The organism is Haloplanus ruber (assembly GCF_024494725.1).
Lineage (GTDB): Archaea > Halobacteriota > Halobacteria > Halobacteriales > Haloferacaceae > Haloplanus > Haloplanus ruber.
Map to the genome: position 1 here is coordinate 99,876 of NZ_JANHDK010000003.1, position 13,026 is coordinate 112,901.

A 13,026-nucleotide genomic window follows, 5' to 3' on the forward strand; every position below is an offset into this window, starting at 1 on the left:
CCGCGGAACGCTTACCTTTCGGTATGTCACGGTCAGCACTGGTCGGAAACATCACTGCGATGCTCCAAGACGCGGGATTCGTGGTGAGCGACCGGTGTTCGATCCGCCCCAAGAGCTTCGACCTGGCGGCTCGTCACGGCGACGACCTGCTGTTGGTGAAGATTCTCGCCAACGTCGACGGTCTCGACGCTGCGACGGCGACCGAGATGCGTCGGCTCGGGTCGTATCTCTCCGCGACGCCGCTGGTCATCGGGCTGCGGACGCGCGACGAGGAGTTGAAACCCGAGGTGGTGTACTTCCGGCACGGCATTCCGGCGATCAACCCCGATACCGCCTTCGACCTGTTCGTCGAGAACGTCTCGCCGCTCATCTACGCGGCGCCCGGCGGTCTCTACGTCAACATCGACGGCGACCTGCTCGCGGACGAACGCGAGGAACGCGGCTGGAGTCTCGGTCGGCTGGCGACCGAACTCGGTGTCTCGCGCCGGACCGTCTCGAAGTACGAGGACGGCATGAACGCCAGTATCGACGTGGCCATCCAGCTCGAGGAACTCTTCGACCAGCCGTTCAGCGACCCCGTGGACGTGATGGAGGGTGCCGAAGGGGTCCGCGAGGCTGATCCGACCCCCGAAGATCCCGCCCTCGACCCCGAGGCAGACCACGTTCTCGCCGTCCTCGCTCGCGTCGGCTTTACCGTTCACCCGACGGACCGCGCCCCCTTCTCGGCCGTCAGCGAGGACGGCGACCGCGAAATCGCGAACCTGCTCACCGGGCACTCCGCGTTCACCCGAAGCGCCGAGAAGCGCGCCCGGATCATGTCCTCAATCGGGGAGGTGACACAGACCCGCGCCGTGTACGTCACCGAGGAACGCGAGAAGCGAGACGCTGTCGAGGGGACGGCGCTCGTGAGCGAGGACGAACTCGCCGCACTCCGGGACGCCGAGGACCTGCGGGATCTGATCCTCGAACGCGCCAGAGCGCCGGCCGAGAGCTAATCGCCGTCAGTTCTCCGCACGGGCGCCGTAGGTCTTCTCTAAGTACGCGACGATATCGTCACTCTCGGGCATCCCTTCGACCTCGTGGTCCGGATCGACGAGGACCGGGACGCCAGTCTGACCGCTTACCGCTTCGACTTCGGTCCGCTCCGAGTGGGATCGGGGGACCTCGTGAGAGACGTACTCCAGGTCGAGTTCGTCGAGTTTCTCGATTACCTTCGCGCAGTAGGGACAGCCGGGCAGCTCGTAGAGTTCGAGGTTCGACATCACGCAACTGTATGGCTTCGGGGAACTTGAGGGCGGCGGGCGTGTGCGCCGTCGGCGTCGCTACGCGAGCGTGTTCGTCCGCACGACGTAGTACAGGACGAACGCGGCGGCAAGCGCCCAGTGCCCAGGCCGGATGTCATCCCACTCGCCGCGGGCGGCATTCACTATCGGGTAGGTGACGATACCGGCCGCGATGCCCGTCGCGATGGAGTAGGTCAGCGGCATGACGAGGATGGTCATCCCCGCGGGAATCGCATAGGAGAGGTCGTCCCACGCGATGTCGACGACGTTGCCGAGCATGACGACCCCGATGACGACGAGGGCGATGTGAGAGGCATAGAGGGGAATCGCCGCCGCCAGCGGGACGACCGCGAGCGACCCAAGAAAGAGCAGGGCGACCACGAACGCGGTCATGCCGGTCCGCCCGCCCTCCTCGACGCCGGCGGCCGACTCGACGTACGTCGTCACCGTCGACGTGCCGAGCATTCCTCCCACCGTCGTGCCGACGGCGTCGGCCATCAGTGGCTTGTCGATGTCGGGTAGGTTACCGTCGTCGTCGAGGAAGCCGGCAATCTGTGCGACGCCGGTGAGCGTGCCGGCAGTGTCGAAGAAGTCGACGAAGAAGAACGTGAAGACGACCAGCGCGAAGGTGAACGCCTCGATGTCTGCCAGCCCCGAGACGAACGCGCCGGCCAGCGGCGTGATGTCGTAGGTGGCGCTCGGACCGCCGGCGACGAGTCGGCCGGCGGCATCGCTCCCGACGACCCCGGCGTTGGCAACGACCCAGCCCATGGCAGCGGTGGCGACGATGCCGAGGACGATAGAACCCTTGATCCCGCGGGCATAGAGCGCGAAGGTAAAGAGGAGACCGACGATGGAGACGATGGCGACGGGATCGGAGGCGACTGCCCCTAACTGTACGAGCGTCGCGGGGTCGTCGACGACGATGCCCATCGCCTGTAACCCGATGATGGCCAGAAAGAGGCCGATCCCGGTACCGACGGCGAACTTGACCGGTTCGGGGAACGCCCGGATGACGTACTCGCGGGCGCCGACGGCGGTGAGGAGAATAAAGACGATTCCCTCGACGACGACGGCCGCGAGCGCGGTTTGCCAGGGAATACCGAGCGCCCCGACGACGGTGAACGCAAAGAAGGCGTTCAGCCCGAGACCCGGCGCCTGTCCGAATGGACGGTTCGCGTAAAATGCCATGACGAGCGTCGCCGTCGCCGCCGCAATGATGGTAACCACCGCGAGCATCGACTGTACCTCCGGCGGGCTGTATCCTTGGACGATGATCCCGGGCTTCTCGCCGGGGATGCCGGCGAGAATACTCGGGTTCACCACCACGATGTACGACATCGTCAGAAAGGTAGTGATCCCCGCGATGATCTCCGTCCGGAGATCTGTTCCGTGCTCCTCGAGTGCGAAGTAGTTCGACAGCGAATCGCTCAGCGCCATCTATACCACAGCGTATCCGGGATGTATAACTTAACGTTTGGCATGCCTCATCCGCGAAAGCCGAACGAACGTCGATACCCGCTGGCGGTTCTCACTCTTCGCCGAGCAGGTCGTCGGCGGTCAGCAGGGCGTCGAGGTCGATTCCGTGGTCGGCCAAGAGTTCGCTCGCGCCCTCTCCTCGGTCGACGACCACCAGCACTCGGTCGACGACGGCGCCGGCTGCCCGGAGCGCCTCGACGGCGTCCAGTGCGCTCTTGCCCGTCGTGGCGATATCCTCGAGGACGACCACGCGCTCGCCGTCGTCGAGACGGCCCTCGATGCGGTTGCCCGTCCCGTACTCCTTTGCCTCCTTGCGGGCGATGACGTAGGGCCGGTCGGTCTCGGCACTCGTCACCGCCACCAGCGGCACTGCGCCGAGGGCGACGCCCGCGAGTTTCGGCTCGTCGATCCGCGCGGCGAAGGCTGTCGCGATGCGCCGCAGACACTCGGGGTCGGTCTCGAAGAGATACTTGTCGACGTAGTAGTCGCTCGTCCCGCCGTGGGAGAGTTCGAATTCGCCGAACTTGACGGCGTCCGCGTCCCGGAGCGCCGCGATGAGATCCTGGTCAGCCATTGCCGTGATCCGGGCCGCGAACGGACATAAACGGGACGGTCCCCGCTTACCACGGCTCCGACTTCAGCCCCAAGAGGTACGCCCCAGCGTTGGTCGTGACATGGAGGAGGGGCGTGGCGATCAGGACCACCGCCAGGCGCGCGGGCGAGAACGTCGCGAGCGTCCACGCGGGTTCGAGAAGCGCTGCCAGTGCGAGCGCCCCGACGACGAAGTCGAGTTGGTCCAGTCCCGGGACGGCCGCACCACGCTCGCGGTCGAGACGTCGCTTGACGAACGAGGCCCCGATATCACCGAGCATCGCGCCGAGCGCCAGCCCGACCGCCGCCCGGAGCGGGAAGGCCGGGAGCGAAGCCCCGAGTGCCGCGGCGACGCTCGGCCGGGCGGCATCGAGTCCCAGCGCCAGCGCGACGCCCGCAGTCGTCCCGGCCGCCGTGCCGCGCCACGTTTTGCCGTCGCCGAGCAGACGCCGGCCGTCGACCGTCCGCCCGCCGTCGATGGGGCGGCCACCGCCCGCAAGCACCGCGACGTTGTTCGGGACGTACGCCGGTAACATCGCCCAGAGCGCGCCCGCGACGAGCGAGACGACCATACCGTCCGTAGGTGGCTGGGGGGGCAAAAGCTCCGGCGGTTCGCAGCCCGACGTAGACACGCTGAAGACCCCGGCACTCCATCCTCCGGTAATGTCCTCGTGGAGACGCGACGTCGCCAGCGGACTGGTGGTCCTCGTCCCCATCCTCGTCACCCTCTTTGTCCTCAACTGGCTGTACGCCAAGGTCGCGGAACTGCCGGTCGTCCGGACGCTCCCGCCGTACTACGGCGTCCCCGTGGCCATCGTCGTGTTCGTCATGCTGGTGCTGTCGGTTGGTTACCTGATGCGGACCACCGTCGGCCGCCTGTTCGAGCGCGGCCTCGACAGCGCGATGAACCACGTCCCACTGATCCGGGTGCTCTACAACGCCTCGAAGCTCGCGGTCGAGACGGCACTCACCGGAACCGAGGACCTCCAGAAGCCGGTACGACTGGAGACTTGGCCCGGGATCAACATGACGGCGTTCAAGACCGGACAGACCACCGCCGATGGCAAGGTCGTCCTGTTTATGCCCACCGCCCCCAACATCACCACCGGCTTCGTCATCGAGGTGGCGCCCGACCGGATCGAGGAGACCGGAGAGAGCGTCGAGGAGGCGCTGACGCGCATCCTCAGCGCCGGGTTCGCCGAGGACGAACACGCCCAGGGGGTCGAGGTCCCCGTCGAGGAGGCGGTGGCGGACGCCGGTCGTGAGAGCGACGCGGGGACCGACGTGTCGACCGACGGAAGCGGTGATCCCGACTAGGCGTCGACGTACGTGAACCAGTCCTCGTGGGCGTCGGTGCGGCGTTCGACCAGGTCGAAAAACGCCTGTTGGATGTCGGCGGTCACCGGACCGCGGCTCCCCTCTCCGATGACGACGTTGTCGACCTTGCGGATCGGTGTGACCTCCGCCGCGGTGCCCGAGAAGAACAGTTCGTCGGCGGTGTTGAGTTCGCCGCGGCTGATCGTCGCGTCGTCGTGGACGGTGTAGCCCTGTTCGCGTGCGAGCGTGACGACGGTGTTCCGGGTGATGCCGTCGAGGATTCCCTCGGCGAGTCCGGGGGTGTAGATTTCGTCGTCACGGACGAGAAACAGGTTCTCGCCCGGTCCCTCGGCGACGTTGCCCTCGCTGTTCAGGAGGAGGGCCTCGGTGTAACCCTCGCGTTTCGCCTCCAGACTCGCCAGCACGCTGTTGACGTACGGCCCCGTCGTCTTGGCGTTGGTCGGAATCTGTGCCGAGGAGTACTTCTGCCACGACGACACCGTAACCTCGACGCCCTGCTCTAGGGCGTCCTCACCGAGATAGGCCCCCCAGGGCCAGACAGCGATGGCCACCTGTTCGGGACAGGTCTCGGGACTCAGTCCCAGCATGTCATAGCCGTAGTACGCTATCGGGCGGATATAACAGGAGGGAAGGTCCTGACGGCGGATGAGTTCCGCCGTCGCCTCGGTCAGTTCCTCGCGGTCGAAGGGAATCTCTAGGTTGTACGGCTTCCCCGACTGATAGAACCGATCCAGATGCTCCTCCCAGCGGAAGATGGCCGGTCCCTTCTCGGTGTCGTAACAGCGGACTCCCTCGAAGATTCCCGTGCCGTAGTGCAGGCCGTGGGTGAGCACGTGAATCTGGGCGTCGTCCCAATCGACGAACTCGCCGTCCATCCAGATGGTATCGACGTCGCCGGCCTCACGCATCTCGTCGAATCCCATCTCACGCACCCTCCGTGTGCCGGCTTGGACGTCCCGTCCGAATCCCGTCGCGAGAAGTCGTCGTATCGAACAACATACGTTAGTGTAATTTGTCCCAATCCGCTCTTAACAGTTTCCGTGCGGACGCTCCGATCACCCCGTGGGCGTTCCCCGTAACCCGCCGTGACCGCCGAGCGACCCTCGCGGGGGACACCCAGGACGGCCGGCACGACCCTCGCGGCCGACGGAGGCTAACACAATTGGTTTACTATTGGTCATGAGTTTACGAAATTTTAACGCATATCGATTACATCACCTGTGTGAGAGGCCGCCGATGCCGGCGGGGGCTCACTCGGGATGACGTCTCACTCTGTGCCATGGGGTCAGACTGCCCCCGCCCCCGAATGCGCCATCGTCGCCTCTCACTCCTCTGTACCTAGCGATCCGGAGTCGCCGTCGTCGCCGTCCGCTGATAACTGTGCGGCGCGGGCGCGCTTGGTTCGATAGCCCTGCGTGTGTCCGATGCCCGCCGGTCGACGATTCAGGCGAGTACGTCCACGAGCGTCGCGCCCTCGACGAACGGCACGCCGTGTTCTCGGGCGTAGGCTCGGGCGTCGGCGGTCGAGAGCGCCCCGCCCGTCTCGTCGTCGAGCATCTCACACCCGGCGACTGCGGGGGCGACGCCGGCCTCGCGAGCCAGCGCCACGCCGAGTTCGGTGTGGCCGCGGCGCTCGGCGAGGAGACCCGGGGCCGCGCGTAGCAGGTGGACGTGTCCGGGCGTGCGGAACTCCTCGGCAAAGGCGGCGACTCCGTAGCCTGCATCGTCGCTCACCTCGCCCAGACGGCGGATGGTCAGCGCCCGGTCGTCGTCGGTGATCCCGGTGAACCCGTCCCGGTGGTTGACCGTCAGCGAGAACGAGGGGTGGGCGTCGTACTCCAGGTCGCTGTGGTCGTTCGCCGGGTGGTCGAGCACCTCGTGGAGGAACGGGAGGTCGAACCGCTCGGCGACGGCGTCGGGAAGTGCGACGAACACGAGGCCGCCGCCGTCGTTTCGGAGGCGACTCATCGCGGCCGGGGTCACTGCACTCGCGGGGTAAAGCAGGTCCGTCTCGCCCTCACGGTCGTCGGCGTCGTGGACGAGCACCGGGTTGCCGGCACGAAACGCCGCGACGGCGCGGTCGAGTGCGTCCCGGTCCGGTTCCGTTGACTCCTCCTGACCCTGGACGGTCACGCGTCTTCGCCCCCCAGACGGACGGTCAGTGTGTCGCCGTCGTCGAGGCCGAGTTCGTCGCGAAGCTTCACCGGAGCGATGAGTTCGAGTTGTGTCTCGTCGTGGTGGGTCCGATCCGGGACGATGACGTGTGCGCCCTCGTACGAGTTCGTGTCGGCGTCGACCCGAGCGGCGTAACACGTCGCCGGCCCGAAGGTTCGGTCGCCGTCCTCCCAACCGTCGATGCGGGTCGTCCCCGTTTCGAGTGCGTCCATCTCTCCACGGGAGCGGACGCTCTCGGCCGTCAACTCGACGTTGAGCGTGCCGGGAAACGGCTCGTACCCGAGTCGCTCGCGGAACTGGCGCATGTAGCCCGACAGCGAGATGTAGTGACGCCCCTCACCCATGCCGCTCGTGACGGTTCCGTTGAGTGACAGCGTCGCGCCGTCCTCGAACAGTCGCCGGTAGTCGGCGTACTCGCGCCGTAACGCCGTCACCCCCGCGTCGGTGAGTGTCACCAACTGGCCGTCGGCCAGCATCTCCCGGTCGAGTAACCCCGCCTCGTCCAGTCGCTGGAGGCGGCGGGAGGCGGTCTGTGCCGACGCGTCGAGTCGCTCGGCCAGTCCAGAACACGAGACTTTCGCCCGTCCCGAGAGCCCGCCGTCGAGACCGATCCGCTTCAGGGCGGCGAGTTCGTCGTGGCTCACCGACGACGCCGCTGCGCTCTCTGCCATACCGCAGTTTGTCGCTCGCCGCCTATAAGCACACCGAATCCGGTATGCATAACATATTCGTGATGGTTGGCGGCGCGAGTATGTCGGTCTCCGGCCGCGGGTCAGCGTCCCGCGCCCGTCGTCACACCGGGAGGACGACGCCGGCGATCAGCGATCCCCCGATGCTCGACACCGCCAACGCGCCGATACCCAGCGAGAGCAACAGGAATAGCAGTACCCACCAGAACGGGATCGTATTCGACTCTGCCATACCGACCCGTGTATCCGATGTCCCAAAGGGTTTCCCGTTTATCCGAGGAGCCAGCGGAGGAATCCGGTCCGTTCGTTCGCGTCGTCGCCCTCCTCCGATCCGGTGTCGATGCCTTCCGCCGATTCGTCGTCCGCCTCCGTCCCACCGTCGAGGGCTTCGTCGCCCTCGGCCACCGCCTCTGCGTCGGCGACAGCCGCGGGACCTGTGGTCGACGCCGGTTCGTCGGCCGTCGCGGTGATCGAGTCGTCTCCGGTCAGCGCGGCCGCGAGCCGACGGTACGCAGCCGTCGCCGGCGCGGCCGGGGCGGCGGTGACCAGTGGCGTTCCGTCCGCCGCGGCGGCCGCCACGGCCGGATCGTCGGGGATCGACTCCAGGAGTTCGACGCCGAGTCGCTCACCGACCGATTCGGCGTCCGTCTCGGCGGTCGTCCGGGTCACCACGACCCCCATTACGGGTGTGCCGACCCGGTCTGCCACCTCGCTTGTCTTCGCGGTGTCGCCAATAGCGCCTCGCTCGGCCGTCGACACCAACACTACCTCGTCGGCGACCCGAAGCGGTTCGACGCTGTCGTGGCTCAGCCCTGCAGAGGTGTCGAGCAACACCACGTCCGCGTCAAGGGCGTCGAGAACCGCCGGCAACCCCGTTGGATCGGCCTTCCCGAAGTCATCGAGCGCGTCCGACGCCGGGAGGACAGACAGGCCGGCGGGACCCTCGCGGACGGTCTCACTAACCTCTGCCGTCCCCGCGAGTGCATCGTTGAGTGTTTCGCCCGCGCCAGCGTCGATGCCGAGCACGCCCGCCAGGTTCCCCATCCCGAGGTCGACGTCCACGACCACCGCCTCGTGTCCCGCCTCGGCGAGGACGGCCCCGAGGTTTGCCACCGTCGTGGTCTTGCCGACGCCGCCTTTCCCGCTGGCGACTGCGTACACCCGGGTCATCTCGTGGTGAACCTCCGCCGACGGCCATATAACTCTACTCCCCGATGTCCGCCGACCGGCCCAGTCAAAGGTTACTTAGCCGCGGACGGGGCTAGAAGCACCAATGAGTACCGACACGCAGGACGCCGACGACGACCGTCGGAAATACGAGTTCCGGAAGGTCATCGAGGACCTGAAGGAGTACGAGGGCTCCGGCACCCAACTCGTCACCATCTACATCCCGCCGGACAAGCAGATTTCCTCCGTCGTCGCCCACGTCACCCAGGAACACTCCGAGGCCAGCAACATCAAGTCGAAACAGACCCGAACCAACGTCCAGGACGCGCTGACGAGTATCAAGGATCGTCTCCGATACTACGACACCTTCCCACCGGAGAACGGTATCGTGATCTTCAGCGGCGCCGTCGACGCCGGCGGCGGCCAGACCGACATGGTGACGAAGGTCCTGGAGAGTCCGCCAGACCCGATTCAGTCCTTTCGCTACCACTGTGACTCAGATTTCCTCACCGAACCCCTGGAGTCGATGCTCTCGGATAAGGGGCTGTTCGGCCTCATCGTCCTCGACCGCCGCGAGGCGAACGTCGGCTGGCTGAAAGGCAAGCGGGTCGACCCCGTCAAGAGCGCCTCCTCGCTCGTTCCCGGCAAACAACGGAAGGGTGGCCAGTCCGCCCAGCGGTTCGCCCGCCTCCGACTCGAGGCTATCGACAACTTCTACCAGGAGGTGGCGGAGATGGCCAACGACCTGTTCGTGCCGGAGCGTCACGACCTGGACGGCATCCTCGTCGGCGGTCCCTCGCCGACCAAAGACGAATTCCTCGACGGCGACTACCTCCACCACGAACTTCAGGACCACGTCGTCGGCAAGTTCGACGTGTCCTACACCGACGAGTCCGGTCTCTACGACCTGGTCGACGCCGCACAGGACGTCCTCGCCGACCAGGAGATCATGAAGGACAAGGTGCAGATGGAGGAGTTCTTCGAGAACCTCCACTCCGGTGACCTTGCCACCTACGGGTTCGAACAGACCCGCCGGAACCTCGTCATGGGCTCTGTCGACCGCCTGCTCATCAGCGAGGACCTCCGCAAGGACGTGGTCGTCTTCGACTGCGACGGCGTCGAGGAGTTCGAGGTGATCGACCGTCGTCACTCGACACCCGACCACGAGTGCGACGACGGGAGCGAGGCCGAGGTGCAGGAACGCGAGGACGTGATCGAACACCTGATGACCATCGCCGGACAGCGCGGCACCGAGACGAAGTTCATCAGCACCGACTTCGAGAAGGGCGAACAGCTCTACGACGCCTTCGGCGGCGTCGCCGGCATCCTGCGGTACTCCACCGGCATCTGATCGCGGCCCTTTTGATCGTCGCCGTTCCAGCCCCCACCGCATGTCGCTCCTCCGCCGACTGCTCGCCCGGCGCGACGACACCCCTCTTTTCGTCGTCGCCTCCCTCCTCCTCGTTCTCGCGCTGGCGACCTACCCCGCCGTCGACTGGTATCTCCAGTCGGTCGGCGTCGCCCCCCGCTTCGGCTTCTGGGACTTCGGCGCCTACGCCAACGCCGTCGACCGCTGGGTCGCCGGCGACTCCCTCTACGTCCGAAACGAGAGCGGCGGATACCACGGTAGTTACCTCTATCCCCCAATCGCAATTCTCGCGCTCGCCCCCTTCCGCCTCGCTTTCGGCTTCCGGCCTGCCGCCATCCTGTGGACGGCCTGTACGGTCCTTTTCCTCTGGGCCGCGATCCAGCGCCTCGTCGGTGCCCTCGGTGTCACGCTCCGGCGCTGGGAACGGGTCGCGCTCCTCCCACTCGTCGCTGGCTTCCAGCCGGTCTTCCTCGCAGTGAAGCTCGGACAGACCGCCGCCGGTCTCGCCGCCCTCCTCACTCTCGCCGCCTCGGCGTCGCTTCGGGGCCGCTCACGGCTCGCCGGCGGGCTCACCGCCTGCTGTGGCGTGGTCAAACTTCCCTACGCACCTGCCGGTGCCCACCTGCTCGGCGACCGTGATCGCTTCGTCGGCGCCGTCGCCGGCGGCCTCGCCCTTCTCGCGCTCTCGATTTTGCTGTTCGGCGTCGAGGCCCACCGGACCTTCTTGGACGTACTGGCCTGGGGCATCGAAACGGGACGTGTCGCCCGGTCTCCGCGCATCTGGCTCCCGCCGTACTACCGCCCGCTGTACGGCGTGCCGTACAGCCTGGCGCTCCGCCTCCTCGCCAGTCTCGCCATCGTCGCCGGCGCTCTCCGGGCGCCCGCCGACGCCGTCCGCGAGCTCACCGCCCTCGGCTTCGCCGCCGTCCCGCTACTCGCGCCGCTGACCTACACCTACTACTTCGCCGCCGCCCTCCCCGCCGGAATCCTGCTCTTGGCCGCCGAACTGGACCGCCCCGACGGTCGCCCGACCCTCCCTGTCGTCGGCCTCCTCCTGCTTCACGTTCACTCCTACGGACTCCGGGCGGCCGGCACCCTGACCCCCGAGTGGGTCCCCGGTCTCCTCATCCAGCCCGGGCTCTGGGGAAATCTCCTGCTCGTCGGCCTCGCGGCCGTCCGCGTCGCCGCCGCCGCTGACCTCGGCGGGGTGCACTCGCTCGTGCCCGCGGTCGGCCGACACGAGGACTAGCGGAGGAGTTCGGCCAACTGCCGGCGGCGACGGTTGAGGTCGACGTACGGATCGACCGCCTCGTCGCCCGCCAGTCGGTCGAGCGTCAACAGGACGTCCGCCCCCGCCCGTTCGGCGTAGGCACAGCAGTCGTCGACGGCGTCCCGACGGAGGGCAAGCGAGTCCAGCAAGCCGAGCGCGAGCGACAGCGCCGCGCCCGCCTCACCGCTCGGGAAAGTGGCGTGAATCGTCGAGAAGTCCGGGTTCTCGTCGATGACGCTGTCGGTCGCGTGCGTTCGCAGACAGGTCGTACAGACGACAGCCCGCTCGCCCCCACCTGGCGCGTGATCGTTGAGCGTCGCTGGCACGGGGAAGGCGAGCGTTTCGCCGCCACAGGCCGGACACGTCATCTCGGCCCCTCCGACGGGGACGGCCACCGCCGTCGTCGTCCCGGCTCACCGCCTGCGGTCGGATTGGTGCCGTCGTTCACGTTCTCCTTCTCCGCGCGCTGGACGGAAAAGCGTCGGTCCTCAGAGGATGAGCCAGAGGTTGACGCCGACGGCACCGATCCACGGAACGGCCAAGGCCACGAGCGTGAGTCGACCGGAGGGGGTCGGCAACAGAAACCAGCCGGTGACCCCAATCACCAGCGCCGGCACCTTGATGAACGCGAGGGCGGCGTACCCGAACACGTCGAGACCGAACAACAGGATCGGGTTGCGTTCGAGCAATCCCTGTTGCAACCCGTAGACCGTCAGTCCGATGTCTGCCAGCATCGCGGCGATCACGAGCGACCAGAGGTGTACGTCGCGCCGTTCGACCGACCACGAGGGCGACACCTCCCCGACCAGGTCCACTGTATCCATCCCATACGTATCGAGCAGTCGATGGAATAAGTGTTATTGCCGCTACGGGGTGTTTCGAAATCGTCCACCGGCGCGCGCTTCGAGCCTGGGACCCGCGGACGCTTCGGTAGCGCGGCAGGTGCCTCTCGCCGTCAGTCGCCGACTTCGACGACTTCGAGTTCGCTCTCGGCCTCGGTGGCCGCCGCCTCGCTTTCCTCCTCTTCTTTCTTCGCCTTGATCTTCTTCAGGCGGAAAATCTCCTCGCGCTCCTGTTCCTCCAGCTTTTGCTCGATATACTCCTTGTTCTCGTGGAGGTCGGGCAGAAGCTTGAACTCGAGTGCGTTGACGCGGCGCTTGGTGGTCTCGATTTCGGTCAGCATCTTCTTCATCGCCGTCTCCACCTCGGCGGCGAGGATGATCGATTCGAGGAGTTCCTCGTAGGCGTCGGCCGCCTCGTCGATGCGGGCCGAGGAGCCGAGCAGGCCGTAGCCACGCTGATCGAGGCTCTTTCGCACCCGCGAGGACTCGATCTGTGGCACGACCACGCCCATGATGTTCTTCGACTGGGTGGTGATCTCCGGGTGCTCCTTGAGCGCCGCGGCGGCGCCACGGACAGCGACGTCGCCTTCCATCGCCCGCGCCATGTTGATCTTCCGCTGTGCCGTCTCGTAATTTGCGTCGAGGTCTTCGCGGATGTCCTGGGCCTGATCCAGGATGTCCATGAACTCCATGATGAGGCCGTCCCGCTTCTGTTCGAGCGTGTCGTGTCCCCGCTCGGAGAGTTCGATCCGGTCCTCGATAGCCATGAGGTTCTTGCGAGTGGGTTTGACGTCCTCGGCCATTGGGGAATGGTTGTGGACCG

General features: G+C 66.6%; 16 protein-coding genes. 4 read left to right on the forward strand and 12 right to left on the reverse strand.

From position 1 onward, the window contains the following. Positions 1-23 precede the first annotated feature (23 nt). A complete protein-coding gene (locus NO878_RS11010) occupies positions 24-995 on the forward strand; it encodes a transcriptional regulator (protein ID WP_256406043.1) in 972 nt (323 codons plus the stop codon). Between the two features lie 6 nt (positions 996-1,001). Here the strand turns inward: NO878_RS11010 and NO878_RS11015 are convergent, their stop codons facing one another. From NO878_RS11015 to NO878_RS11030, 4 genes are all read right to left on the reverse strand, one after another. Continuing rightward, positions 1,002-1,262: a glutathione S-transferase N-terminal domain-containing protein gene (locus tag NO878_RS11015; protein WP_256406044.1), complete on the reverse strand. Its 261-nt coding sequence runs from the start codon at positions 1,260-1,262 to the stop codon at positions 1,002-1,004. Between the two features lie 60 nt (positions 1,263-1,322). Continuing rightward, entirely contained in the window at positions 1,323-2,723 is a 1,401-nt protein-coding gene (locus tag NO878_RS11020; RefSeq protein ID WP_256406045.1) for an NCS2 family permease, read from the reverse strand. A 91-nt stretch (positions 2,724-2,814) separates the two neighbouring features. After that, positions 2,815-3,336: an orotate phosphoribosyltransferase gene (gene pyrE / locus NO878_RS11025; protein WP_256406046.1), complete on the reverse strand. Its 522-nt coding sequence runs from the start codon at positions 3,334-3,336 to the stop codon at positions 2,815-2,817. 46 nt (positions 3,337-3,382) lie between these two features. After that, positions 3,383-3,925, reverse strand: coding sequence for a CDP-2,3-bis-(O-geranylgeranyl)-sn-glycerol synthase (locus tag NO878_RS11030; protein ID WP_256406047.1), 543 nt, complete (start codon positions 3,923-3,925; stop codon positions 3,383-3,385). A 91-nt stretch (positions 3,926-4,016) separates the two neighbouring features. Here NO878_RS11030 and NO878_RS11035 point away from each other — a divergent pair, with 91 nt between their 5' ends. Next, positions 4,017-4,670, forward strand: coding sequence for a DUF502 domain-containing protein (locus tag NO878_RS11035; RefSeq protein WP_256406048.1), 654 nt, complete (start codon positions 4,017-4,019; stop codon positions 4,668-4,670). On the opposite strand, the gene NO878_RS11040 is transcribed toward NO878_RS11035, so the two are convergent. The 5 genes from NO878_RS11040 to NO878_RS11060 form a co-directional block, all read right to left on the reverse strand. Further along, a complete protein-coding gene (locus tag NO878_RS11040) occupies positions 4,667-5,614 on the reverse strand; it encodes a branched-chain amino acid transaminase (protein ID WP_256406049.1) in 948 nt (315 codons plus the stop codon). The two genes, NO878_RS11035 and NO878_RS11040, sit on opposite strands and share 4 nt — an antisense overlap. Before the next feature lie 520 nt (positions 5,615-6,134). Beyond that, a complete protein-coding gene (gene ribB / locus NO878_RS11045; RefSeq protein WP_256406050.1) occupies positions 6,135-6,824 on the reverse strand; it encodes a 3,4-dihydroxy-2-butanone-4-phosphate synthase in 690 nt (229 codons plus the stop codon). After that, entirely contained in the window at positions 6,821-7,537 is a 717-nt protein-coding gene (locus tag NO878_RS11050) for a CTP-dependent riboflavin kinase (protein ID WP_256406051.1), read from the reverse strand. The genes ribB and NO878_RS11050 overlap by 4 nt, the downstream gene beginning before the upstream one ends. A 121-nt stretch (positions 7,538-7,658) precedes the next feature. Further along, positions 7,659-7,787, reverse strand: coding sequence for a hypothetical protein (locus NO878_RS11055; RefSeq protein ID WP_256406052.1), 129 nt, complete (start codon positions 7,785-7,787; stop codon positions 7,659-7,661). Between the two features lie 38 nt (positions 7,788-7,825). After that, complete coding sequence (locus tag NO878_RS11060) at positions 7,826-8,725, reverse strand: nucleotide-binding protein (protein ID WP_256406053.1); 900 nt, start codon at positions 8,723-8,725, stop codon at positions 7,826-7,828. A gap of 103 nt (positions 8,726-8,828) precedes the next feature. Between NO878_RS11060 and prf1 the strand changes: the two genes are divergently transcribed. Both prf1 and NO878_RS11070 read left to right on the forward strand, forming a co-directional pair. After that, positions 8,829-10,073 carry a peptide chain release factor aRF-1 gene (gene prf1 / locus NO878_RS11065; protein WP_256406054.1) on the forward strand — a complete coding sequence of 415 codons (1,245 nt, stop codon included), beginning with the start codon at positions 8,829-8,831 and terminating at the stop codon, positions 10,071-10,073. 40 nt (positions 10,074-10,113) lie between these two features. Next, positions 10,114-11,340, forward strand: a complete 1,227-nt coding sequence (locus NO878_RS11070; RefSeq protein ID WP_256406055.1) for a glycosyltransferase family 87 protein — start codon at positions 10,114-10,116, stop codon at positions 11,338-11,340. On the opposite strand, the gene NO878_RS11075 is transcribed toward NO878_RS11070, so the two are convergent. The 3 genes from NO878_RS11075 to NO878_RS11085 all read right to left on the reverse strand — a co-directional run bounded on the left by NO878_RS11075 (position 11,337) and on the right by NO878_RS11085 (position 13,006). Next, entirely contained in the window at positions 11,337-11,729 is a 393-nt protein-coding gene (locus tag NO878_RS11075) for a DUF6276 family protein (protein ID WP_256406056.1), read from the reverse strand. The two genes, NO878_RS11070 and NO878_RS11075, sit on opposite strands and share 4 nt — an antisense overlap. A gap of 120 nt (positions 11,730-11,849) precedes the next feature. Beyond that, positions 11,850-12,185 carry a hypothetical protein gene (locus NO878_RS11080; protein ID WP_256406057.1) on the reverse strand — a complete coding sequence of 112 codons (336 nt, stop codon included), beginning with the start codon at positions 12,183-12,185 and terminating at the stop codon, positions 11,850-11,852. 131 nt (positions 12,186-12,316) lie between these two features. Continuing rightward, a complete protein-coding gene (locus tag NO878_RS11085; RefSeq protein ID WP_256406058.1) occupies positions 12,317-13,006 on the reverse strand; it encodes a V-type ATP synthase subunit D in 690 nt (229 codons plus the stop codon). Positions 13,007-13,026 lie beyond the last annotated feature (20 nt).